Genomic DNA, 24619 nt, shown 5'->3' on the forward strand with positions numbered 1-24619 from the left:
ACCACTTCACCCGTCTGGACCCGATCAAAGCCAAAAACAACGCGATCAAAAAGCTCAACAACCTCGGCTTCAATGTCACCATCACCCCGGTCACCGCAGCCTGACGAACCCTACTTTCGTATTAGGCTGGAAAGCGTCCGGGCAGCCAGCCACGCCGAAGGAGCCAGCCCTTGAACAGCCAGCAATCCCCTCCTGTACCGCCGAGTGACCTGCGGGTGGGGGTGGTGGGCATCGGCTGGGCCGGCCAGCAGCACCTCAAGGCCTACTCAGCGCTGGACGGAGTAAGCATCGTCTCGGTGGCAGGGATGGAGCAGGACCTCCGGGACTCCCTGCAGGCCGAATACGCCATTCCGAACGCCTTCGCCGACTGGCAGGACATGCTGGACCACGGCGGCCTGGACGCAGTCAGCGTGGCAGTACCCACCTTCCTGCACGCCCCGATCTCCATCGCGGCCCTGGAACGGGGTATCCATGTGCTGAGCGAGAAGCCCATTGCCCGCAACGCCGCGGAAGGCCGGGCCATGGTGGACGCGGCCCGCGAGGCCGGACGCGTCCTGGACGTCGCCTTCAACCACCGCCGGCGCGGCGACATCAAGGCGCTCAAGGAGGTCATCGACCACGGCGGCCTGGGCCGGCCCTACTACGCGAAGGCGTCATGGCTGCGGCGCGCCGGCATTCCCACGCTGGGCAGCTGGTTCACCAACCCGGAGCTCGCCGGCGGCGGGCCGCTGGCGGACATCGGCGTCCATGTGCTCGACTTCGCCCTCTACCTCCTCGGCGAGCCCAAGGTGGTGGCGGTCTCCGCAGCCACCCACGCCGAACTGGGGCCGCAGGGGCGGGGCGGCGGCAGCCGGTTCTCCGCCCACGCCACCAGCCATGCCTTCGAAGTGGAGGACTTCGCGACGGCATTCCTCCGGCTGGACGGCGGCGCAACCCTGCTGGTCGAGGCGAGCTGGGCGGCCTATCGGGAAACCGATGACCAGCTGGACTTCACGGTGTACGGTACCGACGGCGGCGCCGAGCTCAGGGTGCACGGGGCACCGTTCCCGCCGGTGGGCCGGCTGCGGGTGTTCACGGACAAGGACGGCGGGTCCGCGGACTACCTGCCCCCGGTCCTGCCGGGCCGCGCGCACGATGCAGTGGTGGAGGATTTCGTCACCGCCGTGCGCGGCGGCGCCCAGGTCTGGGCCAACCATGACGGATCCCTGGCACTGTACCGCGCCCAGGTCATCGACGCGTGCTACCAGTCCGCCCGCGAGCAGAGGGAGGTTCGGCTCTGATGGACGGCAACCTGCGGATCCTGGTGTGGAACGAAGGCGTCCACGAAGCCAACAACGAGCCGTCCCACATCGGGGATATGTACCCGGACGGCATCCATGGCGCCATCGCCGTGGGCCTGCGCTCCCACCTTCCGGACGCGGCGATCACGACGGCGGTCCTGGCCACGGATCCCGAACACGGCCTTGCCGAGGAGGTGCTCGCGGAGACGGACGTCCTGTTGTGGTGGGGCCACATCGCGCACGCCGAGGTGGGGGACGCCGTCGTCGAACGCGTCCACCGGCATGTGCTGGGCGGTATGGGGCTGATCGTGCTCCACTCGGGGCACTTCGCGAAGATCTTCACCAAACTGCTCGGCACCAGCTGCTCCCTGGCCTGGCGGAACGACGGCGGCCGCGAGCTGGTGTGGACCGTCAAGCCCTCCCATCCCATCGCGGACGGCGTGGAGAGCCCCATCGTCATTCCGGAGCAGGAGATGTACGGCGAATTGTTCGACATCCCGGACCCGGACGACCTGATCTTCATCAGCTCCTTTGCCGGCGGCGAGGTGTTCCGCTCCGGCGTGACCTTCACCCGCGGCAAGGGCCGCATCTTCTACTTCAGCCCCGGCGACCAGGAGTACCCGGTGTACCACCATCCGCAGGTCCAGCGGGTCCTGGCCAACGGGGTCCGGTGGGCTGCACAGCCCGGGATTGACCGTTCCGCCCCCTCGGTGACCAACCCGACCCTGGAGTGGTTCGAGGCAGAAAAGCGTCATTGACATCAGGTACGCATAAGAGCAGATTGGGATCGTCGCACACGAGGCCAGGCAGGTTCTGGACGGGGCACATCCCGCCCTGCCGGCCCTATTTCCCGGTGCTCCCGCGCCGGACGAACTCAATAACCACTCCTTACCAAGGAGCCAGAAATGCCCGCAGTAACGGTGAAGGACCTGGAGTCCAAATCCTTTGACCAACCCGATGAAAAGCGCCGTCCGCCCAAGACCCAAGTGGACGTGGTGAACATTGGTGGCGCCACCCTGGGCCGGTTCACGTTTGAGCCCGGCTGGCGCTGGTCAGAAACCGTCAAGACGGTTGTCCATACGGACAGCTGCCAGAACAATCACCTTGGTTTTTGCACCTCCGGCACCCTGACCGTCCAGCTGGACAACGGAACCGGCATGACCATCCAGGCCGGCGACGCGTACTCCATCCCGGCAGGCCACGACGCCTGGGTGGACGGCGATGAGACGTTTGTTGGCTACGAGGTCATGAGCGCGGCAGAGTACGCCAAGCCCGCCTGACCCTTCGGTTCCACACCTATCGCCAGGAAAGGGAGGTCCGGCAGGGCCTCCCTTTCCTGCTGCCGCGGCCCTACCGTGGAGGGAACGCAACGATCGGAGAGCAATGAAAGTCACCGTCATCGGCGGCAGCGGCCACATCGGTTCGTTCCTGATCCCCCGGCTGGTCCAGGCCGGCCACGAGGTCACCAACATCAGCCGCGGCACCAGCAAGCCCTACACGGACGCGCCTGCCTGGCAGCAGGTGCAGAACGTCACCGCAGACCGGCAGGCGGAGGACCAGGACGGAACCTTCCCTGACCGGGTGGCTGCCCTCAAGCCGGACGTCGTGGTGGACCTGGTCTGCTTCACCCTCGAATCGGCGGCAGCGCTGGTGCAACGGCTGCGGGGCGAAGTGGGGCACCTGCTGCACTGCGGCTCCGTCTGGCGGTACGGCCAAAGCCTGAAGCTGCCCATCAGGGAAGGATCGGATTCAGCCGCACCCCCCTTTGGCGAATATGGCATCCAAAAAAACAGGATTGCCCTGATGCTGCAGGAGGAAACCGCCAGCGGCGGGCTGGCCACCACCTCCCTGCATCCCGGCCACATTGTCGGGCCGGGCTGGCAGCCCGTTGGTCCGCTGGGAAACCTCGATCCCGCCGTCTGGCAGACGATCTCCGCAGGGCAGCCCCTCCGGATTCCCGGCAGCGGCTCGGAGCTGATGCACCACGTGCACGCCGATGACGTCGCCCAGGCCTTCGAGAAGGCCATTGCCCGGCGGGAGGCGGCCACCGGTGAGGACTTCAACATCGTTGCCCCCACGGCGCTCACGGTCCGCGGTTACGCGGACATCGCCGCCGCCTGGTTCGGGCACGCTGCGGTACTGGAGACGGTTCCCTGGGACCGCTTCCGGGAGAACACCTCCCGCGAGCACGCAGATGCGAGCTGGAACCACCTTTACCGCAGCCAGTGCTTCAGCATTGAAAAAGCGGCCTCCGTGCTCGGCTACGCGCCGCGGTACGAACCGGAGCAGGCCATCTTCGAATCCATCCAGTGGCTTGTTGACCACGAACAGCTGCACGTCGCCCGCCCGCTCGGCGTCCCGGCCGGCTGAGCCCCGAAGGCCTACCGGCGCAACCGCCGCAGCCGGGCCACCAGGGTTGCGGCGAGCAGTGCCGTCCCCAGTTCCAGGGCGACAACCAGCAGCAGGTCCGTGCTGCCCGAATCAACAACAGCGGACGACGCCGGCTGGCCGCCATGGGCGTGCCCGGCACCCCCGGCGGCCAGCAGCAGGACGGCGTGCAGGGCGGCCATCACCACGGCAGCAGCGGTGACCTGCTGCAGTGCGGCCACCCGGCTCTGCCGCCAGATGTGGACCGTGCAGGGAACGCAGACGGCGGCGAGCGCCAGCATGAGGACGCTCAGCCACGCGCCGTGGTGTCCCGACGCCGCCAGCCACACGTGGGCAACGCAGGAACCGGCGGTGGCCACGGCGACGACGCGGGGATGCAGGACGGGGCCGTTGGCACGCGCCCGTCCCGCCGCCGTCGTACTCCCTGCCGTGGCGGGGGCGAGGCTAGTGGCAGCCACCGCTGCCGCCCTCGCTGTGGCAGGAGGATTCCTGCTTGTTGGGGTTGGCGGGAACGTCCAGGACCGGACTGCGGTCGAAGAAGCCCTCCGGCCGCAGCTTGAAGCCGACGGTGTCCACGGGCATGATGGGCCAGTCCTCCACCCGGGGGAAGTGGGTCAGGCCGAACGTGTGCCAGACGACGATGTCCTGGCCGTCGATGTCCCGGTCCTGTGCGACGTAGGCGGGCAGGCCCGCTCCGCCGGCGTGCTGGTTCACGAAGTCGCCCGTGGGGTACTTCTCGTTCTCGGCGTACCGGGTGACCCACAGGTCCTTGGTGGCAAAGGCGGCGCGGCGGGCGATGGAGGAGTCCGGGTCTGCCAGCAGCGTGGGTTGGTTGTGGGAGTGCAGTTTGTAGCCCACGGGCTCCCCCAGCCGGTTGCGGGATTCCGGGTTGGAGATGATCCAGGTCCGGCCGGCCCGGGCGTCGGCTTCCCGGACGCCTTCGGATTCACGCGCCAGGACGGTGCGCTTGCGGGAGAAGGCGTTGCCGCGTTCGTTGCCCGGCCCCATGGCCTGGCGGATGACATCCTCCTCCTCCACCCGGTTGGTGAACCCGTCGATGGCCATGTCCAGCCGGGCACTGAAGAGGTGCTGGTGGAAGGGTGCACCCAGGCCGGGCGCCAGCTGGGAGATGTTGTCCGAGCCGCCTTCCGGGAACGCCGAGGTAAACACGATGCCGGTGGCTTTGGCCTCGAATTCGATAGTGCCGTCCAGGTAGAGGTACCAGTAGAAGCCGTAGTCGTAGTTGCCGATCGTGGTGAAGAAGGAGATCACCAGGCGGCGGTTGCGGCGGGTGTAGGTGACGCCGCTCCAGAGGTCGGAGTGCTTGGAGAGGATGCTCCAGTCCTCCTCGTGCATGCAGATGCCGTTGCGGATTTCCCGCGGGTTGCCGAACGCGTCGCTGACGACCGGGCTGAGGTAGGTGATCTCGCCCAGGCAGTCGCAGCCAAGTTCCAGCGAGTTGGCGTACTGGCCCACCAGGTATTCGCCGGTGTCAAAGTAGTTCTGCCAGGACCGGATGGGTGAGGGATCCCCGTACGGCACCACCATTTCGGCAATGGACGCCCGGTTGATGATCTGCCGCTTCCGGCCGCCGTCCTGAAAGGCCAGGTTGTGCAGGACCACCCCTTCCCGGACATCGAAGCCGACGTCCACGCTCCACTTTTCCCATTCCACGTGGTTGCCGCCGGTGACGGTGAAGCTCGGCCCTTCCGGCTGGGTGATGCTGATGGGCTTCTGGGTGTCGCGGACAGGCCCGGTGAGTTCCGGATCGGTGTAGTTGCCATGCTCAGCCGGGATGGGCATCACGCCGAGATCGATGACCTGGGTGACTTCCTTGCTGACCACGTCCACGTAGGCCACCAGTCCGTCCACCGGGTGCGCCCAGGCGCTGTCCTCGGGAAATTCCTGCACGAACGCCAGGCCTCGGAGGATGCGGCGGCCCTTCTCCTCGCCGTATTCGAAAACACCGGCAGACAGCGGGGCAACGCGGACCTTTTCGACCTCGAGCCCCCTGTCGGCGAGCGCCTTGAGCCAGCGGTCGTCCGTGGCCAGCAGGGATTCCACCACTTCGAACTCCTCCTCCAGCACCGGCAGTTCGCCGGTCACCGCGGTGTCGAGTTCGACGGCGGAGAGCACCTTTTGCTGGGTAATGGAGACCACGACGTCACGCGGCGCAGCCCCCGAGACGTCGTGGATGAAGACCCGGAATCGGCGGTCCACAGCCTGTGGCTGCGCTCCCCGGACCGGATCCAGCAGGCCGAGGTAGGCGATGCGGTGCCGGGCGTCCAGGTGGCCTTCCGACTGCAGGATGGCGCGGACGTCCAGGATTTCCTCCGCCGTTGCCAGGTGGAAGGCCGATGCGGTTTCGGTTCGTGCAAGTGTCATGGGAAGAGCCTTTGTCCGGGCCGTCGCCGGCCACTGGTTTATTTTCTATAGTTGTAGAGAATAAACGTCCGTAACATGGCTCACAAGAGTCTGAGCGAAATATTTCCGGGGAGTGGCCGCGGTGCCGAAGATAGTTGACCATGATGAGCGCCGCCTGGAACTCGTGGATGCCACCTGGCGGATCATTGCCCGTCAGGGCCTGGAGAGCGCCACCATGCGGGAGATCGCCACGGAGGCAGGCTTCGCCAACGGCGCCCTGAAACCCTACTTCCCCACCAAGGACACCCTGCTCGAATTCGCCTTCAGCCATGTGTTCAACAGGACCAACCTGCGCATCGCGGAGGTCACGGCCGGGCGGACGGGCCTGGACGCGCTGCGGGCCTTTTGCCTCGAGGTCCTCCCCCTCGATGAAGAGCGCGTCAACGAGGCACGAATCGTGGTCCCGTTCTGGCAAAGGGCCATCAACGACCCCCGGAAGGCGGCGATCCACCAGCAGTCGATGAATGAGTGGCTGGTGGCAATCCGCCGTTTCCTGGCAGAGGCGAGGGACAGCGGCGACGTCCGTGCCGCCGTCGATGATCCCATCCTTGCCGGGCAGCTGCTGAACATGCTGCTGGGGGCCCAGATCGAGGCAGCCCTTGCACCGGCCGGCCAAACAGACTTTGGCCACGCGGCCCAACTCGAGGGGTACATTTCCCTCCTGGGCAAAATTCCCGGCCGGAAATGAGCGCCAAACTCGAAAGTATGCTTACTATTGAGGGGTCAGGTTCTGGCGGATGCCGGAGCGAGCACGAACTGTAAGGAGCATCTCCATGGGTTTGGATGACAAGATCGGCAACGCTGCAGAGAAGCTCGGCGGCAAGGGCAAGGAAGCTGCCGGAAACGCCACGGGCGACGAGAGCCTGAAGGCTGAAGGCCAGACTGACCAGGCAAAGTCGGACCTCAAGCAGGCCGGCGAGCACGTCAAGGATGCCTTCAAGAAGGACTAGACAACGCTCGCATAATGGGTGCAACTCCAGCCGGAGTTGCACCCATTGGCGTTTTCAGGGCCGGTCCCGCATGTCCCGCAGTTCCTGCAGCAGCTTCAACTGCTCGGCGTTCATGTTCATGAGCATCTCGATCTGCGCCGCGGCCCGGACGTCAGTTTCGTAATCATGCTGCGCCATGGCCGAGGCAATGGCGTCCTGGCGCTTGGCTGCAATGAGCAGGATGGCGCCCTGCAGGCCGGCCAGCATGGACAGGAAGAGGTTCAGCAGGATGTAGGGGTAGGGGTCCCATGCGTTGTTGGCGAGGGCGTAGGAATTCACCAGGGCCCACAATCCCATGAAACCCAAGAACATCCCCACGAAAGGCCAGCTGCCCATGCCGTTTCGAAGGGCGTCGGCGGCTTTGTCGCCCGTACTGAGGCCCTCTTTGTGCCGCCGGTGCCAGTTAACTCTTATCTCAGCCATGGGCCCAGAATAGGCCCGCTTAGTGGATCAGCCCCGAAACCAGGTTGATGGTGGTGGCGAGGACGATGGCACCGAGCAGATAGGACAGCAGCGCCTGGCGCAGGACGGTGGAACGGATGGCAGTGGTCTTCAGGTCGGTGTCCGATACCTGGAACGTCATGCCCACAGTGAAGGCCAGGTAGGCGAAATCCGAATACCGGGGCTGGCTCCCTTCGTTGAAATCCACACCCGTGCCGTCGCGGTAGTAGATCGCTGCGTAGCGGAGGGTGAACAGGGTGTGGACCAGGAACCATGAGAGGGCAATGCTGCCCAGCGCCATGGCCACCGTTGCGTCCTTGGCGCCACCCTGCTCGCTGGAGGCATCAAGCAAAATCAGGGCGACCCCGGCAAAGCTGGCCACGGTGGCGCCCAGGACCAGCGTGTCCGAGAAGATCCTGCCGGGATCCTCCCTCCGCGCATGCGCAGCGGTGGCTGCAGGACCCAGGCGTCCGATGACGCTCCAGACCCAGATGAGGTAGGTGGCCGACGCAGCGGCCCAGCCGAGTGCCGGGGCATACGTCCAGGTGCCAAAGGTGCCAACCGCCAGCGCCGCGACAAGGCCGACGGCAAGCATCACCAGCAAGCGGAGCCGGGAATGGTGGGCGCGGGAGTTGAAGTTCCGGTGGTGGTCGCCGGGAGCCGTCATGGACTTCATGGCCCGATCATGGCACGCGAGGCTGGGCTGCGGCTGGAAAGACAATTCGCCTTATTTTCGCCAACCGTTGAAAAAAGATTGGCGTGCCGCTAACCTGAATGGACTGTGTCGCAGGACACAACCCGGGGGGAACGTGAAGTGGCCATCCGTCGCGAGGAACATCATGCCAGCAGCTGCAGCAAGCGGAGCAACAGCCCTGACCCCACGCCAGGACCTCAGCTCCAGCGTTGCCACATCATTTGACCACTGGAAACACCTGGTGGCCGAATCCTTCGTGCCCCTCACCGCTCGGACGGCGGACGTGGAGGGTTTCCAGGGCCGGATGCGTTCCCGGGTACTGGACCGGATGTCCATCGTGGAAGTGACCGCCACCTCCCACGAGGTCCACCGCACCCCCGCGCTGATCGCCCAGGCCCATGAGCGCTATTTCAAGCTGAATCTGCAGCTGGAAGGCACGGGCCTGCTGATCCAGGACAACCGCGAAGCCGTCCTCCAGCCCGGCGACCTGGCAATCTACGACACCAACCGGCCCTACACCCTTGCCTTCGAGGACAGCACCAGGATCATGGTCCTGATGTTCCCCTGCGACGCCCTCTCCCTGCCGGTGGACTACGTGGGGCAGCTCGCCGCGGTGCGCATGGGCAGCGGGGGCCTCAGCGGAATCGTGGGCCAGTTCATTCGCGAACTGTCTGCGAACTTGGACGTCCTGAACGGCCCCAGCGGCTCGCGGCTCGCCACCAACGCCCTGGACCTGGTGTCCACCATGCTGCACGCGGAAATGGACATCACGCCGGACCGCATGAAGCCGCAGGCACTGCTGGCGGTCTCGGTCCGCGAGTACATCGAGGCGAACCTGGCCGACCCCCTGCTGTCACCGGCAAGCATCGCCGCCGCGCACTTCATCTCCACCCGGCACCTGCACAACGTCTTCCACGAGTCGGGGACCACCGTTGCCAGCTGGATCCGGACACAGCGGCTCGAAGGTGCACGCCGTGACCTCCGCGACCCGCTGCACGCCGGGCAATCCGTCGGCACGGTGGCTGCCCGCTGGGGGTTCCTGGATGCCGCCCATTTCAGCCGCACGTTCCGGGATGCTTTTGGCGTCTCACCCACCGAATGGCGCCGGGGCTGAACCCGGCTGCGTTTCCTAGATCAGCCCCTGGGCCAGCATGGCATCGGCCACCTTGACGAACCCGCCGATGTTGGCGCCGAGCACGTAGTTGCCGGGTTCGCCGTACTCCTCGGCGGTGGCGGCGCAGCGGTCGTGGATGCCAACCATGATCTCCGTGAGCCGCTCCTCCGTGTGCTCGAAGGACCACGAATCACGACTGGCGTTCTGCTGCATTTCCAGGGCCGAGGTTGCCACGCCGCCGGCGTTGGCGGCCTTGCCCGGCCCGAAGAGGACGCCCGCCTCCTGGAACACCGCAACAGCGTCACGCGTGGAGGGCATGTTGGCGCCCTCTCCGACGGCAACCAGGCCGTTGCGGATCAGGCGGGCGGCAGCGGCGCCGTCGAGCTCGTTCTGCGTGGCGCAGGGAAGTGCCACCGTGGCGTCGACGTCCCACACCGAACCGCCGTCCACGTAGGTAACGCCGCCCCGGCGTTCGGCGTAATCCTTCAGGCGGCCGCGCTGCACTTCCTTCACCTCACGGAGGAGCGCGACGTCGATGCCTGCCTCGTCCACCACGTAGCCTGACGAGTCGGAGCAGGCCACCACCGCGGCACCGAGGGACTGGGCTTTGGCGATGGCGTTGATGGCCACGTTGCCGGAGCCCGACACCACCACGCGCTGGCCGTCAAAGGACGTGCCCCTGGTTTTCAGCATTTCCTGGGTGAAGATGACGGTGCCGAATCCGGTGGCCTCGGGCCGGACGAGGGAGCCGCCCCAGGAGATGCCCTTGCCGGTGAGCACGCCGGATTCGTAGCGGTTGGTGATGCGCTTGTACTGGCCGAAGAGGTAGCCGATCTCGCGGCCGCCCACGCCGATGTCGCCGGCCGGGACGTCCGTGTATTCGCCGATGTGGCGGTAGAGCTCGGTCATGAAGGACTGGCAGAACCGCATGACTTCGGCATCGCTGCGGCCGCGGGGATCGAAGTCGGAACCGCCCTTGCCGCCGCCGATGGGCATGCCGGTCAGGGCATTCTTGAAGATCTGCTCGAAGCCGAGGAATTTGACGATGCCCAGGTAGACGGACGGGTGGAAGCGCAGTCCGCCCTTGTACGGGCCCAGCGCGGAGTTGAACTCCACCCGGAAGCCGCGGTTGATTTGGACGCGTCCGGAGTCGTCCGTCCACGGCACACGGAAGATGATCTGGCGTTCGGGCTCGCAAAGGCGTTCCAGGATGGCAGCCTCGAGGAATTCCGGGTGCCTGTCGTGGACCGGGCCAAGGCTTTCGAAAACCTCCACCACTGCCTGGTGGAACTCCGCTTCACCGGGATTCCGCGCGAGGACGGTGTCCTTGATGGCTTCGAGCCGTGCGTCCATGAACTGTTCCTTACCTCTGAGCCGAAACGAGGGACAGCGCAAAAGCAACGTCGCCCCATAGGTTTACTCTTCAACTTATCGGATTACGACCGGGGAGCAGTAGGCGGGTGGGTCAGGTTCGGCTAATCTCCGTAATGTGACACAGATATTCCACATTGCGATAGTTTTGGCGCATCCCTCCTGCACACCGGAGACGCGCTGATGCCCTTCATTTGCCTGCTTCTCTCCGGTGCCGCGCTGCTGGTCAATGGGCTGGCGACGCTGGGGCGTCTCCCCCGCCGCGACGCCGCCACCTTCAGCCTGCTGCTCGGCGGCACCCAGCTGGTGCTCGGCGTCGTCCATCTTTCCACCGGCAATACCGGCACTGAACACCTCTTGACGGCCGCCGGCATGTTCCTGTTCGGGCTGACGTACGCCTATGCCGGACTGGATGTTTTGTTGGCCCTGGGTTCGAAGGGCCTGGGCTGGTTCTGCGGCATGGTGGCGTTTTTCGGTTTGCTGCTGGCGGGCGCGTGGATCGGGACGGATCCGCTGCTCGCGGTGCTCTGGGTGTGCTGGTCGGTGCTGTGGGGGCTGTTGTTCGCCGCCGCATTCGGCGCGGTGCGGCTGGACCTGTTCACCGGCTGGGCATTGGTGCTGGCCAGCCAGGTCACTGCCACTGTTCCCGCGTTCCTGGGCCTGTCCGGCGTATGGCCCCGCAGCGCCTGGGCGGCGTGGGTGGCAGCAGCCTTCCTGGCCGGGGTTTTCCTTGCAGCACGCGTTCTGGCCCGGCGCGGACCTGCCAGTCCGCGCCGGGCCAGTGAAGGGGAAGCCGTGAGCGCTAGGTAAGCGCGTGTCCCAGGGTGGCGGCGTGGTGCCGGCGCTCGATGGCGGTTTCCACCAGCACCCCTGCCACGAAGACCACGGGGACCGCGGCGAGAAGGGCGATGGCTGTTTCCGCGCTGCCGCCGATCAGGGCCGTGAAATTGCTGACCACCAGGAACAGGACCCAGGCGAGGAGCGCCGTTGCCAGGACGGGGGCGATGCGCGTCTGCCACAGCTGCGCCCCTGCACGTTCGCGGCGGAAGAAGCTGACCACCGCCACCGAGCACAGCATGTAGAGCACCAGCAGTGCCGCCACGGCCAGGCCGCTGAACCAGGAAAAGAGGGTCAGGACCGGGTCCAGGGCCAGGATGGCGAAGGGAAGCACCAGCACGACGGCGGTGGCGGTCTGGATCCAGGCGGCAAAGGCAGGGGCGCGGTGCCGGTTGGTCCGGGCCAGCACGGCGGGCATGGAACCGCGCAGGGCCAGGGAGTGCAGGTAGCGGTTGATGCCGTTGTGGAAGGCGATGATGCCGGCGAGCAGCGAGGTAACCAGCAGGATGCCTGCCACCACGCCCGCCCATGGTCCGAACAGCTCCACCATGGGACCGAGCACGAAGGACGTGGCGTCGCCTGATTCGAGGGCTGCCCCGGCGGCGTCCATGACCTGGGACGGGCCGTAGTAGCTGACCAGCATCCAGGAGATGAAGGAGAAGAAGACGGAGATGACGCCCACGGACAGGTAGGTGGCCCGGGCTACCGTGCGATGCGGGTCCTTGGCCTCGGCCGAATAGATGGCCGTGGATTCGAAACCGAACATCGAAGCCACGGCGAACATGATGGCCACACCCGGCGCGCCGGCCCCGATGGCCTCGGGCGAGAAGGACGCGGCCACGCTGATGCCTTCCGGGCCGCCGCCGTGGAGCAAGACGGTGAAGCCGAACAGCAGCAGGATGGCCACCTCGAGGCCCACCAGCAGGGCCAGCACGCGCGCACCGAGTTCGATGTTCAGGGAGCCCAGCACCTGGACGCCGGCCATGGTGGCCAGGGCGAGCAGCCACCACGGAACCTCCAGCCCAATCGAGGCGAGCAGGCCCGAGAACGCCGCACCGTATAGCCCGTACATCGCAGCCTGGACGGTGTTGTAGGCCAGGAGGGCCAGCCAGGCGGCGCCGGCGCCGGTCTTCCTGCCAAAGGCTGCGGTGACGTAGGCGTAGAAAGCGCCGTTGGCCTGGATTTTGCGGCTCATCGCCACGAATCCGACGGCGAAGATGACGATGACAATGCCCACGATCAGGTATGCGCCGGGTGCGCCGGCACCGTTGCCGAGCGCTGCGGCCAGCGGCGAAGCGCCCACGATCCCGGTGAGGGGTGCCTGCGCCGACAGGACGAAGAAGAGGATGCCCAGGACGCCGATGCTGCCGGCGCGCAGTGCCGTTGAATGCTCCTTGGCCGGAGCGTCAGTGGTCCGGGGCTCAGAATTCGAAATACTCATTTGATCCTTCTTAACGGTCATGAGTTCGGGAAAATTGCTGTGGAATCCAGCTTGGCAGCGGGGCGCCGAAGCCCTTTGTCCACCAGCGACGAGTTGTTGATTGTCAGCGCAGTGCAGGATTTTGCGGCACTGGTTCCTGGGCGGCCGGGCGGGCGGCGGAGCGGGGGCCAAGCAGCGACGCGGCGGCCTGCGCCGCTTCCATGCCGCTCTCAATGGCACCGTCGATGAAGCCGCCCCAGCCGTTGGCAATATCGGAGCCGGCAAAAAGCAGGTTGCCGTGCCCGGACTGCATGACGGCCAGGTAGTCGCCCAGGAAACCCGTCCGGTGCATCGGCCAGGTCTCCCCCGCCAGCGGGTCCGCCACCCAGTCGTGGGTGGCCACGTCCAGCACGTCAACGCCGGGGACCAGCCGGGCCAGCTGCTCCTGGACTGCTGCTGCGTCTGACGCGTCAATTCTTGTTGCGTCGGGGCCGAAGCCGACGACGATCGTGTGGCCGTCGAGCGTGTACTCGGCCTGGAAGAAGTTCAGGGGCCAGTCCGCTTGTCCCAACGCCACGAACGGCGCGTGCTCACCCCGCAGCCGGATCCACACCTTGACGCCCCTGGAAACCTGTCCGCGCTTCGCGGCTTCCGTCTTGGCCGGCGGCAGCGGCGGCTGGAAGTCGATGGTTCCCAGGACGGGAAGGGGGACCGTGACAATGGCGGCCCTGGCGCTGATGGCCCGGCCGTCCGCGCTCCGCAGGGTGACGCTCCCGCCGTCGTCCGTCATGCCTGCCACGGCGAAACCAAAGTCGACGGCGGCACGGGAGTCCTCAAGGATGGCCTCGGCGAGTGCGGCGGTTCCGCCCTGGATCTTGTACGTGGCGCAGGCTTCGAAGTTGACGGTCCAGTCACCGTTGGTCAGGGCCACCCAGCGGAGGGCCTGGGTCAGTGCCGCGTCCTCCAGGGGGCCGTTGAAGTTCAAGGTCCAGAAGGATTCGAGGATGTCCCGGGCGTCGCCGGCGGGAAACTGTTCCCGGATCCGGTCCTGCACCGAGATGTGGTCGATGCCCTTGAACGCATCCGTCGCCAACGGCCTGAACGGTTCGGGGAAGTAGGTCCGGGACTCCTTGGTGAATTCGCCGTTGTGCCGGCCGATCACGTCAAGCAAGGCTCCGGGGTCGCCTTCCCGGCGGCCGCCGTCGGCCCACCAGAAAGCCCGCTCGGGCTCCGGGCTGGCGACGGTTCCGATGCCATACCGCTTCAACTCCGCCCAAATGTACGGCTGGGTCCAGTGGACCCATGTGCCGCCGATCTCCAGGTCGCGGCCCAGCCGGTGGTCCAGCCAGGTCCGGCCGCCGATGCGGTCCCGCGCTTCAACGAGGCGGACTGCCAGTCCACGACGGGTGAGTTCGCGGGCGGCGGTGAGGCCGGCAAACCCGGCACCCACGATGACGACGTCCAGGTCCTGCTCCACGGCGCTGTTGTGCTGTGCCATCCCCGGACCCTTAGGAGTAGACGAAGAATTCGACGGTGGGGGCCAGCACAGCCCACCTGGTGCGGGCGCCCTTGTTGAAGGAGGCGGCGCCGCCGGCGGTGAGGTCATAGCTGACGCCGCCCTCCACCTCGATCCGGAGGTGGCCTTCGATGATGTGGATGGTCTCGTCGGCTTCCATGACGAGATTGAAGGGTTCGGGGGCTTCTGTGGGATTGACGTGCCAGTAGCCGCAGGCCAGCGCAGGCCTGCCACCTTCGCCGAAGCGGCGCACCCACTGTACTTTGCCGAGTTCGAAGGGCTCATTCCTGCCGGGGTCAAGGGAAGCGGACGCGGTGAAGGACGGGGTGGTGGTCATGGGTACTCCAGAGGGGAAGGCGCGGCAGGGGAACGGTCACGCCGCGGGATGTGTGAAATGGCGGCGGTCCTGTGACGGGCATCACCGCGTGGAAGCAATCTAAGCAATTGCTTAGTTTTAAGTCAAGGGCTGCTTTTTGCCCGGCGGCGGATGGCTAGAATCGGGCTATGACCGCGTCCCCTGACCGTCCCGCCGCGCCCAGATATGGCAAGGGCCGTGAAGCCCTGCTTCGGGCCGCGGTGGATGTGGTGGCGCAGAAGGGCCTGCGCGGACTCACATACCGTGCGGTGTCGGAGGCGGCGGGCGTCAACAACAGCCTGGTCGCCCACCATTTCGGGACCCGGGACGCCCTGATCGAGGCAGCGCTCCTGTGGTCATCGGAGCAGTCCATCGGCGCGTCACGGCTGCGGGAAGCAGCCGAAAACGGCGGGACTTTCACGGAGGCGCTGCTGGAACTGCTGCTTGAAGATCCGGGGCTGCAGGTGTTCCAGTACGAGATGATCCTCGAGGCCCGGCGCCGCCCGGAGCTGGCGGGGCCGGTAGCCAGGCTGTACGAGAGCTACGTTGGCGCGCTGTCGGAGGGGCTTGAGGCTTTCGGCGTCCAGTGTGACGTCCACGTGGTGGCCCGCTCACTGTTCGCCGCGCTGGATGGACTGGTGCTGCAGTACCTCGCGGGCGTGGGGCGGGAGGAGATCGCTGCCGCCCTGGAGGAAGTGCACCAGGCGGTTCTCCTGCGGCGGGGAGCACAGAGCGGCTAGGACCCTCCGGGCAAACGAAAGCGCGGCCAGCTGCCCGGAAGGCAGCCTGCCGCGCTGACGGTTTTTAGTTGAGAACCGCTACCGGAGCACCACGGTGCGGTTGCCCTGCAGGATGACCCGGCCCTCACAGTGCCACTTCACGGCGTTGGAGAGGGCCTTGCATTCTGTGTCGCGGCCGGCGGCCACCAGGTCCTCGGGCCCGTACGTGTGGTCCACGTCCACCACCTGCTGGGAGATGATGGGCCCCTCGTCCAGCTCCGCGTTGACGTAGTGCGCGGTGGCACCGACGGTCTTGACGCCGCGGGCGTAGGCCTGGTGGTACGGCTTGGCACCCTTGAAGCTGGGCAGGAACGAGTGGTGGATGTTGATGGCCCGGCCATCGAGCTGGCGGGTCAGGTCATCGCTGAGCACCTGCATGTAGCGGGCCAGCACCACCAGTTCGACGTCGAGCCCGTCCACCAGTTCCATCAGCGCAGCTTCCGCTGAGGGCTTGGTCTCCGCCGTGACCGGGATGTGGTGGAACGGGATGCCGTGCCACTCCACCAGCGCCTGGTGGTCCCGGTGGTTGGACACCACGGCCACCACGTCCACGGGCAATTCGCCGATGCGGGCGCGGAAGAGCAGGTCGTTGAGGCAGTGCCCGAACTTGGACACCATGATCAGCACCTTGCGCTTGGACCCGTGGCGTTCCAGCTGCCAGCGCATGCCGAGCTTTTCGGCCACCGGGGCGAACGAAGACCGCAAAACGTCCAGCGTGGACTCATCGCCTTCGGAGACGAAGTGCACGCGCATGAAGAAGTGGCCTTCGGAGCGCTCACCGAACTGCTTGTTGTCGATGATGTCGCAGCCGTGCTCCAGCAGGAACCCGGAGACGGCGTGCACAATGCCAGGCCCCTCGGGGCAGTCCAGGGTCAGGACGTGTTCCACGGTGGTGGGCGCTTTTGATGCGGGGATATGGGTTTCAGTAACAGTCATGGCTCAGCACTCGATCACATTCACGGCGAGGCCTCCTCGGGAGGTTTCCTTGTACTTGGTTTTCATGTCGGCTCCGGTGTCACGCATGGTCTTGATGGCCTTGTCCAGCGAGACCTTGTGGCTGCCGTCCCCGTGCAGGGCCAGCCGGGCCGCGTTGATCGCCTTCACGCTGGCGATCGCGTTCCGCTCGATGCAGGGGATCTGCACCAGGCCGCCCACGGGGTCGCAGGTCAGGCCCAGGTTGTGCTCGATCCCCACCTCTGCGGCGTTTTCCACCTGCGCGGGCGTTCCGCCGAGCACTTCGCAGAGCCCGGCCGCCGCCATGGAGCAGGCGGAGCCCACCTCACCCTGGCAGCCCACTTCGGCACCGGAGATGGAGGCGTTCGTCTTGAAGAGGATTCCGACGGCGGCCGCCGCCAGCAGGAAGCGGACCACACCGTCGTCGTCGGCTCCCGGAACAAACTTGATGTAGTAGTGCAGCACGGCCGGCACGATTCCGGCTGCGCCGTTGGTGGGCGCGGTGACGATCCGGCCGCCTGCGGCATTTTCCTCGTTCACGGCGAGCGCGAACAGGTTGACCCATTCCATCGCCAGCAGCGGGTCCGCCGGCGCCTGGACGGGCGACGGCGTTGCTGCCGCGGCTTCGGCGCTTGCCGCGGAGGCGGTCAGGGTGCGGAACAGTGACGGCGCCCGCCGGGTGACGTTCAGGCCGCCCGGCAGGATGCCTTCGGCGTTGCAGCCGTTCTCCACGCATTCACGCATGACGGCCCACAGCCCCAGCAGCTTCTCCCGGAGTTCCGCTTCGCTGTGCCAGGTGAGCTCGTTGGCCAGCATGACGTCGGAAATGGACATGCCTTCCCGGCTGCAGATCTGCAGCAGCTCGTCGCCGGTGGAGAACGGGTAGGGCAGGACGGTGTCATCCGGCACCACCTTGTCCCCGCCCTCGGCGTCGCCGTCCACCACGAAGCCGCCGCCGATCGAGTAGAAGCTCCGTTCGCTCAGCACCGCTCCGGTGTGGTCCAGCGCGCGGAAGGTCATGCCGTTCGGATGCGCCGGGAGGGACTTGCGCCGGTGGAGCACCACGTCCTCTTCCCAGTTGAAGTCCACCCGGTGCGCCCCCGCGATGTGGAGTTCGGCGTCCAGCGCGGCGGCTGCCACCTGGTCGTCGGCGGTGAAGGTATCCACGGTTTCCGGGTCCAGGCCCTTCAGCCCCAGGACCACTGCCTTATCCGAGCCGTGCCCGCGGCCGGTGGCGCCGAGGGAGCCAAACAGTTCGGCCTGCACCCGGGCGGTGGCGGCCAGCTGGCCGTCGCCCTTCAGCCCGTCGGCGAACAGCTTGGCCGCCCGCATCGGGCCCACCGTGTGTGACGACGAGGGCCCGATGCCGACGGAAAAGAGGTCAAGGACGCTGAGCGCCATCAGGGGACCTCTGGCGAGGCGTACTCCCGCATGGCGTCCAGCAGCCACCGGCCCAGGAACTCGGCGAAGGAAGCGCGGGGGAAGATCCGGAAGGACTCGTCACCGGTCTTCCACAGGATGGCAGGGATGTTCGCGATTTCCGTGGAGAAGGCGGTGCCGGCCTTGAAGACCCGCGGGTGCAGGTCCAGCGAGCAGCCCTTTTCCAGGACGGCGCGCGCCCGGGGGCCCGTCAGTTCGAACGTGGTCCGGTTGGCGGACAGGTCCACCACCTGGCCCGCGTCACCGCCCAGCGCGTCCCGGAGCGCGGGGATGAGGTCCCCTCCCAGGGATTCGTGCGCCTCGGTAGGTGCAACCACCAGGAACTCGGCGGGGCCGAGCCACAGGACGGACACGTCGCCGCTGCCTGCCACGGCGCCTGAGCCGGCGGGGAGTCCGCCGGTGACACCGGCCAGGCGCTCCGCCGCGGCGGATCCTGCGAGGGCCCGGAGGCCCACCATGGTCAGGAAGGGCACCTCGGCGATTTCAACGGTGCCGGCCAGGGAGCCGGCCGCGAATTCTTCCGCCAGCTGACGCGCCGGGCTGACGCGGGCGGCGAGGTTCTTCTCGGCGTTGGTCTTAGCGGAGGTCGGGGATGCTGCTGTTTCAGCCATCTTTACGGGTCCCTTCAGAGTCAAAAAGCACTGTTTCTGCGACAACCACGTCCACCAGCTGGTCGCCGGCGGCTGCCACCAGCGTTTCGCCGATGCGGTTGCGTCCGTTCTTGATCAGGGCCAGGCCGAACGACCTGCCCAGCGCTGCGCTGTGGTAGCTGGAGGTGACGAACCCTTCCATCGGCACGGGGCCGTAGGCGGGGTTGGTCGAGCGTCCCTTTTCCACCAGCTGGGTGCCTTCGGGCAGCCGCAGCGTGCCGTCCACGGGGAGGACGCTGACCAGGTGCTTGCGGTCCTCACGCTGGGCGTCCGACCGGGTGTAGGAGCGCTTGCCGATGAAGTCCTTGGCCTTGGAGACGATCCATTCCATGCCGGCGTCCTGTGGGGTGACGGTGCCGTCGGTGTCCTGCCCGACGATCGGGTAGCCCTTTTCGGCGCGCAGCACGTGCATGGTTTCGGTGCCGTAGGGGGTGATGTTGAACTCGGCCCCGGCGGCAGCAACGGATTCCCACGTGTTCAGCCCGTACCAGGCCGGCACATTGATCTCGTAGGCAAGTTCACCGGAGAACGAAATCCTGCAGATCCGGGCGCGTACGCCGGAGGCGAGGGTGGTTTCGCGGAAGGTCATGAACGGGAAGGCCTCCGCGTCCAGGCCGCCGTTGGCAGCCAGTTCGGGTGCCACCTTGGCGATGACCTCACGGGACTTGGGCCCGACGACGGCGATGGTGCTCCACTGTTCCGTCACGGAGGTGCACTGCACGTCCAGTTCCGGCCACTCGGTCTGCAGCCATTCCTCCAGCCAGTCCAGCACCTTGGCGGCACCGCCGGTGGTGGTGGTCATGAAGTAGGTCTCGTCGTCGACGCGGAGGGTCACGCCGTCGTCGAAGATCATTCCGTCCGGGGTGCACATGACGCCGTAGCGTGCCGAACCCGGGGCGAGCTTCTTGAACGCGTTGGTGTACATCCGGTTCAGGAACTCCCCCGCGTCCTTGCCGCGGATTTCGATCTTGCCCAGCGTGGTGGCGTCCATGAAGCCCACGGATTCGCGGACGGCGGCGCATTCGCGCAGCACGGCAGCGTCCATGTCCTCCCCGGCCTGCGGGTAGTACCAGGGCCGCTTCCACTGTCCAACGTCCTCGAACAGCGCACCCTTGGCCACGTGCCAGGGGTGGATCGATGTGACGCGGGCGGGGTCGAACAGTTCCCCGCGCTGGCGTCCGGCCAGTGCCGCGAAGGCCACCGGGGTGAAGGGGGCGCGGTAGGTGGTGGTGCCGATGTCGCCGATGCCGCGGGAGGCTTCGCCGGCGGTGCGCAGGGCCGCGGCGATGACGCCGATGGCGTTGACACCGGAGGTCTTGCCCTGGTCGTTGGCGGTGCTGATGGAGGTGTACCGCTTAATGTGTTCCACGGAGCGCATGCCGGCTCCGGTGGAGCGGAGGACGTCCGCCACGGACTGGTCGCGCTGGAAGTCCACGAAGTGGTGGTGCCAGTCGTCCGGGGTGCCGCTCTCGCCCGGCACCAGCCACAGCTGGCGGGTGGGGGCGGAGGCCTTCGGGTCGCCGAACACGGACGGTTCGACGGCGGATTCGAAGCCTGCGGCGATGGCCGCCTTCGCGCCGGCGGAGATGCCCTCCGCGACGCAGTCTTCGGTGGCGAAGGAGCCGCGGCCGGCGCCAATGGTCTGCTGGGCGGGGACCTCGGTGCTGGGCACGAAGGCTGCCAGCTCCTCGTCCCAGCGCAGCTTGCCCTGGCGCTGGGAGTGCAGGTGGACCAGCGGGCTCCAGCCGCCGGACACAGCCAGCAGGTCTGCTGCGATCTGCTCAACGCCGGAGGTCAGCTCGCCGTCGTCGTTGATGCTGCGGACGGTCACACCGTCCAAGCGGCCGTCGGCGCCGGCGGAGGTGTTGGCCACCGCGCTGCCGATCAGCACCCGGATCCCGGATTCGACGGCGGCAGTCGCCGCTGCGGTCAGGGTCGGACGGGCGTCCACCACGGCGGCGACCTTGACGCCGGCGGCGGCGAGGTCGGCGGCGACGGCGTAGGCGCTGTCATTGGTGGTGCTGATGACCACGCGCTTGCCGGCGGCCACGCCGTAACGGTTCAGGTAGCTGCGCACGGCGGAGGCGAGCATGATGCCGGGGCGGTCGTTGTTCTCGAACACCAGGGGGCGTTCATGGGCGCCCGGGGCGACGACCACCTGGCTGGCACGGATGTGCCAAATCCGCTGGCGGGAGACGCCGGGGGCGGCAGGGCTCGTGAGGTGGTCGGTGCGGTTCTGGACGGCGATGACGTAGTTCGCGTCGTAGGCGCCGAACGCGGTGGTGCGGTTCAGGACCGTGGACTCGGCGCCGGATACCAGCTCGGCTTCGACGTCGGCCACCCATTCCAGGGCGGGCTTTCCTTCGATGGTCTCGGCAAGGCCCGGAGCCGTGGAACCGGAGAGCAGCGAGCCGCCGAGTTCGGGCTGGTCATCGAGCAGCATGACCCTGGCGCCGGTGCGGACAGCCTCGCGGGCTGCGGCGAGCCCGGCGGGGCCGCCGCCGATGACCAGGACGTCGGTGTGGACGTACTTCTTGTCGTACTCGGCGCGGTCGTCCTCCGGGTCCAGCTTGCCCAGGCCGTTGAGCAGGGTGGCCTGGAGTCCGTCCACCAGGGAAACGGTGGTGGCGGGAAGCATGGATTCCGCCACGTGGCCGGGGAAGCGGGCTTCCACACGGACCAGGGCGTTGGCCTCCTCCACCCCGGCTGACATGATGCCGCGGGGACGGTCCTCGTACAGGGAGTTGCCGGCGGCGATGCGGCCGTTGGCCAGCAGCGCCGAGGCCAGGGTGTCACCGGGATGGCCGGTGAACTCCTCGCCGTCCACGGTGAAGCGCCAGGAGATGGTGCGGTCGATGCGGCCGCCGGTAGCCAGGCGGGCGTTCTGGGAAGTCACTTGGTCGCTCCTTCCGGGGCGGTGGTGCTGAGGATGCTCGTGGTGGAGGTGCTGGGTGCGGCACTTCCCGTGGTGGTGCTGTCAGGGCCGGTGCTGGCGGTCCCGGTTTCGGGTGCGCCGTCCGGGGAGCGGTCGGGCCGCTTCGCCCCCATCGGGTAGACAGCCTTGATGTCGTAGCTCACGGTGTCGCGGAGCATGTTGAACCACTGGCGGCAGCCGGTGCTGTGGACCCAGCGCTCGGCGAAGATGCCTTTGGGGTTCTCGCGGTAGAAGAGGTAGCGGGACCACTCCGAGTCGCTCAGCTCGTTGGGGTTCTCGGGGTACGGGACGTGGGCCTGTCCCCCGTAGTGGAATTCGGTTTCGTCCCGCGGGCCGCAGTTGGGGCATGGGATCAGCAGCATGTGCGTTAGTCCTTTTCTGGTGGCGGCGGCTAGTGGGCCACGGCGGCGGCGCCGTGTTCGTCGATGAGGGCGCCGGTTTCGAAGCGTTCCAGCGAGAACGGCGCGTTCAGCTTGTGCGGGGCGCCGGTGGCGATGGTGTGCGCGAAGGTCATGCCTGCGGCGGGGGTGCCCTTGAATCCGCCGGTTCCCCAGCCGCAGTTCACGAACATGTTCTCCACCGGAGTGGTGCCCACGATCGGCGAGGCGTCCAGGGTGGTGTCCACGATGCCGCCCCAGGTCCGGAGCACGTGGGCCCTGGCGAAGATGGGGAAGAGTTCGACGGCGGCCGCCATCTGCTGCTCGATCACGTGGAAGGAGCCGCGCTGGCCGTAGCCGTTGTAGGAGTCCACGCCGGCGCCCATGACCAGTTCGCCCTTGTGCGCCTGGGAGACGTAGACGTGCACGTGGTTGGACATGACCACCGTGGGGTGGACGGGCTCGTGCAGTTCGGAGACCAGGGCCTGCAGCGGGTGGGACTGGATGGGGAGCTGGAAGCCCGCCATTTCAGCCAGGACCGAGCTGTGGCCTGCGGCGCAGAGGCCCACCTTTTCGGTGTTGATGGTGCCGCGGTTGGTCTTGACGCCCACCACGCGGTCGCCGTCCTTGAGGAAGCCGGTCACCTCGCAGTTCTGGATGATGTCCACGCCCATTTCGTCGCACTTGCGGGCGAAGGCCCACGCCACGTGGTCGTGCTTGGCGATGCCGGCGCGGGGCTGGTAGGTGGCGCCCATCACGGGGTAGCGGATGTTGTCGCGGATGTTCAGGATGGGGCAGAGTTCCTTGACCTGCTGCGGGTCAAGCCATTCGGCGTCCACGCCGTTGAGCTTGTTGGCACCCACGCGGCGCATGCTTTCGCGCACGTCGCCCAGGGTGTGGGCCAGGTTCATCACGCCGCGCTGGCTGAACAGGAAGTCGTACTCGAGTTCCTCGGGCAGGATTTCCCAGAGCTTGAGGGCGTGCTCGTAGATGGCCGCGCTCTCATCCCAGAGGTAGTTGGAGCGGATGATGGTGGTGTTGCGGGCCATGTTGCCACCGGCGAGCCAGCCCTTTTCCAGGACGGCGATGTTGGTCATCCCGTGGTTCTTGGCCAGGAAGTAGGCCGTGGCCAGGCCGTGCCCGCCGCCGCCGACGATCACGGCGTCGTAGGAGGACTTGGGTTCCGGGTTCCGCCAGAGGAAGTCCGGGTGCTCCGGAAGGTGCTGGGTGCTCACTGGGCGGCTCCAATCAGGTCTGCCTCGATGCCGGCCAGGTTGGCGTCGGCGGAAAGGTGCGGGTAGAGGGGGAACTTGCCGGCCAAGGCCGTCACGCGTTCCCGGAGTTCGACGGCGGTGTCCCCGGGGAGGGTGCCCGTGCCGGCGGAGGCAATCAGCGCTGTCGCGATGATGTCCGCAACCTCGGTGAACTCGGCGGCGCCAAAGCCGCGGGCGGCCAGGGCGGGGGTGCCGATCCGGAGGCCGGAGGAGACCATCGGCGGGCGGGGGTCGAAGGGGACGGCGTTGCGGTTGACCGTGATGCCGATCTGGTGGAGCGCGTCCTCACCCTGCTGGCCGTCGAGTTCGGAGTTCCGGAGGTCAACCAGGACCAGGTGGACGTCGGTGCCGCCGTTGACTACGGAAATGCCCGCGGCTGCGACGTCGTCCTTGAGGAGGCGCTCGGCCAGCAGCTTGGCGCCCTGCAGCACCCGCTCCTGGCGTTCCTTGAATTCGGGGGCGGCAGCGAGCTTGAATGCCACGGCCTTTGCTGCCACAACGTGCTCCAGCGGACCACCCTGCTGGCCCGGGAACACCGCGCTGTTGATCTTCTTGGCGTATTCCTCCTTGGCCAGGATGACGCCGCCGCGCGGACCGCCCAGGGTCTTGTGGGTGGTGGTGGTGACCACGTCCGCGTACGGGACGGGGTTCGGGTGCAGGCCGGCGGCGACGAGTCCGGCGAAGTGCGCCATGTCCACCATGAGGTAGGCACCAACGAGGTCGGCGATGCGGCGGAATTCGGCGAAGTCCAGCTGGCGGGAGTAAGCGGACCAGCCGGCCACGATCAGCTTGGGCTTGTGCTCCAGGGCCAGGGCTTCCACCTCGGCCATATCGATCCGGAGGTCTTCCTCGCGGACGTGGTAGGGAACCACGTTGTAGAGCTTGCCGGAGAAGTTGATCTTCATGCCGTGCGTGAGGTGTCCGCCGTGCGCCAGGGAGAGCCCCAGGATGGTGTCGCCCGGGTTCAGCAGGGCGAACATGGCGGCGGCATTGGCCTGGGCGCCTGAGTGCGGCTGCACGTTGGCGAACTCGGCGCCGAAGAGTGCCTTCACGCGGTCGATGGCCAGCTGCTCGATGACGTCCACGTGCTCGCAGCCACCGTAGTAGCGCTTGCCCGGGTATCCCTCGGCGTACTTGTTAGTGAGCACCGAGCCCTGGGCCTCCATAACGGAGGTCGGAGCGAAATTCTCCGACGCAATCATTTCCAGGGTGGACTGCTGGCGGTGCAGTTCCTGTGCCACAGCGGCGGCGACGTCGGCGTCGACCGTGGCAAGCGAGGCGTTCAGTACGTCCTGCATTGTTCTCCTTATGAACCCTTGGGAGTTACTGACCTATAACTGATCTGTAACTGATATATTAGAACTGTCGTAATAGTATGTTC

25 protein-coding genes are annotated in these 24619 nt (G+C 66.9%); 9 read left to right on the forward strand and 16 right to left on the reverse strand.

Translation table 11 applies throughout. The features are described from left to right. A partial coding sequence (locus ACWRN3_RS21025; protein WP_476741829.1) for a hypothetical protein occupies positions 1 to 94 on the reverse strand: 94 nt, incomplete at its 3' end. A 76-nt stretch (positions 95 to 170) separates the two neighbouring features. Between ACWRN3_RS21025 and ACWRN3_RS21030 the strand changes: the two genes are divergently transcribed. From ACWRN3_RS21030 to ACWRN3_RS21045, 4 genes are all read left to right on the forward strand, one after another. After that, positions 171 to 1280 (forward strand): Gfo/Idh/MocA family protein, encoded by a 1110-nt coding sequence (locus ACWRN3_RS21030; protein WP_476741804.1) that lies wholly within the window; start codon positions 171 to 173, stop codon positions 1278 to 1280. Further along, positions 1280 to 2038 (forward strand): ThuA domain-containing protein, encoded by a 759-nt coding sequence (locus tag ACWRN3_RS21035; RefSeq protein ID WP_476741805.1) that lies wholly within the window; start codon positions 1280 to 1282, stop codon positions 2036 to 2038. The genes ACWRN3_RS21030 and ACWRN3_RS21035 overlap by 1 nt, the downstream gene beginning before the upstream one ends. Before the next feature lie 147 nt (positions 2039 to 2185). Next, complete coding sequence (locus ACWRN3_RS21040; RefSeq protein WP_476741806.1) at positions 2186 to 2560, forward strand: cupin domain-containing protein; 375 nt, start codon at positions 2186 to 2188, stop codon at positions 2558 to 2560. A gap of 103 nt (positions 2561 to 2663) precedes the next feature. Then, the gene (locus tag ACWRN3_RS21045) at positions 2664 to 3650 is read left to right on the forward strand and encodes an NAD-dependent epimerase/dehydratase family protein (RefSeq protein ID WP_476741807.1); all 987 of its coding nucleotides are present in this window, start codon (positions 2664 to 2666) and stop codon (positions 3648 to 3650) included. Positions 3651 to 3661: 11 nt separating this feature from the next. On the opposite strand, the gene ACWRN3_RS21050 is transcribed toward ACWRN3_RS21045, so the two are convergent. Both ACWRN3_RS21050 and ACWRN3_RS21055 read right to left on the reverse strand, forming a co-directional pair. Beyond that, positions 3662 to 4126 (reverse strand): hypothetical protein, encoded by a 465-nt coding sequence (locus tag ACWRN3_RS21050; protein ID WP_476741808.1) that lies wholly within the window; start codon positions 4124 to 4126, stop codon positions 3662 to 3664. Next, on the reverse strand, positions 4113 to 6053 hold the full coding sequence (locus ACWRN3_RS21055) for a primary-amine oxidase (protein ID WP_476741809.1): 1941 nt from the start codon (positions 6051 to 6053) through the stop codon (positions 4113 to 4115). The genes ACWRN3_RS21050 and ACWRN3_RS21055 overlap by 14 nt, the downstream gene beginning before the upstream one ends. 121 nt (positions 6054 to 6174) lie before the next feature. Between ACWRN3_RS21055 and ACWRN3_RS21060 the strand changes: the two genes are divergently transcribed. Beyond that, positions 6175 to 6780: a TetR/AcrR family transcriptional regulator gene (locus ACWRN3_RS21060; protein WP_476741810.1), complete on the forward strand. Its 606-nt coding sequence runs from the start codon at positions 6175 to 6177 to the stop codon at positions 6778 to 6780. Positions 6781 to 6865: 85 nt separating this feature from the next. Further along, a complete protein-coding gene (locus ACWRN3_RS21065; RefSeq protein WP_018770044.1) occupies positions 6866 to 7042 on the forward strand; it encodes a CsbD family protein in 177 nt (58 codons plus the stop codon). A gap of 54 nt (positions 7043 to 7096) precedes the next feature. On the opposite strand, the gene ACWRN3_RS21070 is transcribed toward ACWRN3_RS21065, so the two are convergent. Both ACWRN3_RS21070 and ACWRN3_RS21075 read right to left on the reverse strand, forming a co-directional pair. Continuing rightward, positions 7097 to 7504 carry a DUF1003 domain-containing protein gene (locus ACWRN3_RS21070; protein ID WP_476741811.1) on the reverse strand — a complete coding sequence of 136 codons (408 nt, stop codon included), beginning with the start codon at positions 7502 to 7504 and terminating at the stop codon, positions 7097 to 7099. A 19-nt stretch (positions 7505 to 7523) separates the two neighbouring features. Beyond that, positions 7524 to 8198: a DUF1345 domain-containing protein gene (locus ACWRN3_RS21075; RefSeq protein WP_255173495.1), complete on the reverse strand. Its 675-nt coding sequence runs from the start codon at positions 8196 to 8198 to the stop codon at positions 7524 to 7526. A 163-nt stretch (positions 8199 to 8361) separates the two neighbouring features. On the opposite strand from ACWRN3_RS21075, the gene ACWRN3_RS21080 reads away from it, so the two are divergent. Then, the gene (locus tag ACWRN3_RS21080; RefSeq protein WP_255173496.1) at positions 8362 to 9330 is read left to right on the forward strand and encodes an AraC-like ligand-binding domain-containing protein; all 969 of its coding nucleotides are present in this window, start codon (positions 8362 to 8364) and stop codon (positions 9328 to 9330) included. Between the two features lie 15 nt (positions 9331 to 9345). Here the strand turns inward: ACWRN3_RS21080 and gdhA are convergent, their stop codons facing one another. Then, positions 9346 to 10683 (reverse strand): NADP-specific glutamate dehydrogenase, encoded by a 1338-nt coding sequence (gdhA, locus tag ACWRN3_RS21085; protein WP_224023367.1) that lies wholly within the window; start codon positions 10681 to 10683, stop codon positions 9346 to 9348. 201 nt (positions 10684 to 10884) lie between these two features. Here gdhA and ACWRN3_RS21090 point away from each other — a divergent pair, with 201 nt between their 5' ends. After that, a complete protein-coding gene (locus tag ACWRN3_RS21090; protein WP_476741812.1) occupies positions 10885 to 11511 on the forward strand; it encodes an AmiS/UreI family transporter in 627 nt (208 codons plus the stop codon). Here the strand turns inward: ACWRN3_RS21090 and ACWRN3_RS21095 are convergent. From ACWRN3_RS21095 to ACWRN3_RS21105, 3 genes are all read right to left on the reverse strand, one after another. Further along, entirely contained in the window at positions 11504 to 12979 is a 1476-nt protein-coding gene (locus ACWRN3_RS21095; RefSeq protein ID WP_476741813.1) for an APC family permease, read from the reverse strand. The two genes, ACWRN3_RS21090 and ACWRN3_RS21095, sit on opposite strands and share 8 nt — an antisense overlap. A gap of 103 nt (positions 12980 to 13082) precedes the next feature. Further along, the gene (locus ACWRN3_RS21100; RefSeq protein WP_476741814.1) at positions 13083 to 14456 is read right to left on the reverse strand and encodes a flavin monoamine oxidase family protein; all 1374 of its coding nucleotides are present in this window, start codon (positions 14454 to 14456) and stop codon (positions 13083 to 13085) included. A gap of 10 nt (positions 14457 to 14466) precedes the next feature. After that, positions 14467 to 14811, reverse strand: a complete 345-nt coding sequence (locus ACWRN3_RS21105; protein WP_476741815.1) for a cupin domain-containing protein — start codon at positions 14809 to 14811, stop codon at positions 14467 to 14469. Between the two features lie 167 nt (positions 14812 to 14978). Here ACWRN3_RS21105 and ACWRN3_RS21110 point away from each other — a divergent pair, with 167 nt between their 5' ends. Continuing rightward, positions 14979 to 15569, forward strand: coding sequence for a TetR/AcrR family transcriptional regulator (locus ACWRN3_RS21110; protein WP_476741816.1), 591 nt, complete (start codon positions 14979 to 14981; stop codon positions 15567 to 15569). A gap of 78 nt (positions 15570 to 15647) precedes the next feature. Here the strand turns inward: ACWRN3_RS21110 and purU are convergent, their stop codons facing one another. Genes purU through glyA form a run of 7 tightly spaced genes read right to left on the reverse strand, consistent with a single transcriptional unit; the run spans position 15648 to position 24536 of the window. Then, on the reverse strand, positions 15648 to 16544 hold the full coding sequence (purU, locus tag ACWRN3_RS21115; protein ID WP_476741817.1) for a formyltetrahydrofolate deformylase: 897 nt from the start codon (positions 16542 to 16544) through the stop codon (positions 15648 to 15650). Positions 16545 to 16547: 3 nt separating this feature from the next. Continuing rightward, a complete protein-coding gene (locus tag ACWRN3_RS21120; RefSeq protein WP_476741818.1) occupies positions 16548 to 17963 on the reverse strand; it encodes an L-serine ammonia-lyase in 1416 nt (471 codons plus the stop codon). Beyond that, positions 17963 to 18613: a sarcosine oxidase subunit gamma gene (locus ACWRN3_RS21125; protein WP_255173505.1), complete on the reverse strand. Its 651-nt coding sequence runs from the start codon at positions 18611 to 18613 to the stop codon at positions 17963 to 17965. Before ACWRN3_RS21125 ends, ACWRN3_RS21120 begins: the two co-directional genes overlap by 1 nt. Next, positions 18606 to 21548, reverse strand: a complete 2943-nt coding sequence (locus tag ACWRN3_RS21130) for a 2Fe-2S iron-sulfur cluster-binding protein (RefSeq protein WP_476741819.1) — start codon at positions 21546 to 21548, stop codon at positions 18606 to 18608. The genes ACWRN3_RS21125 and ACWRN3_RS21130 overlap by 8 nt, the downstream gene beginning before the upstream one ends. Beyond that, positions 21545 to 21949 carry a sarcosine oxidase subunit delta gene (locus ACWRN3_RS21135; RefSeq protein WP_476741820.1) on the reverse strand — a complete coding sequence of 135 codons (405 nt, stop codon included), beginning with the start codon at positions 21947 to 21949 and terminating at the stop codon, positions 21545 to 21547. Before ACWRN3_RS21135 ends, ACWRN3_RS21130 begins: the two co-directional genes overlap by 4 nt. A 29-nt stretch (positions 21950 to 21978) precedes the next feature. Continuing rightward, positions 21979 to 23199, reverse strand: a complete 1221-nt coding sequence (locus ACWRN3_RS21140) for a sarcosine oxidase subunit beta family protein (protein WP_255173507.1) — start codon at positions 23197 to 23199, stop codon at positions 21979 to 21981. Continuing rightward, positions 23196 to 24536 carry a serine hydroxymethyltransferase gene (gene glyA / locus ACWRN3_RS21145; RefSeq protein WP_324643329.1) on the reverse strand — a complete coding sequence of 447 codons (1341 nt, stop codon included), beginning with the start codon at positions 24534 to 24536 and terminating at the stop codon, positions 23196 to 23198. Before glyA ends, ACWRN3_RS21140 begins: the two co-directional genes overlap by 4 nt. Positions 24537 to 24619 lie beyond the last annotated feature (83 nt).

It is taken from the genome of Pseudarthrobacter sp. rb, assembly GCF_056389225.1.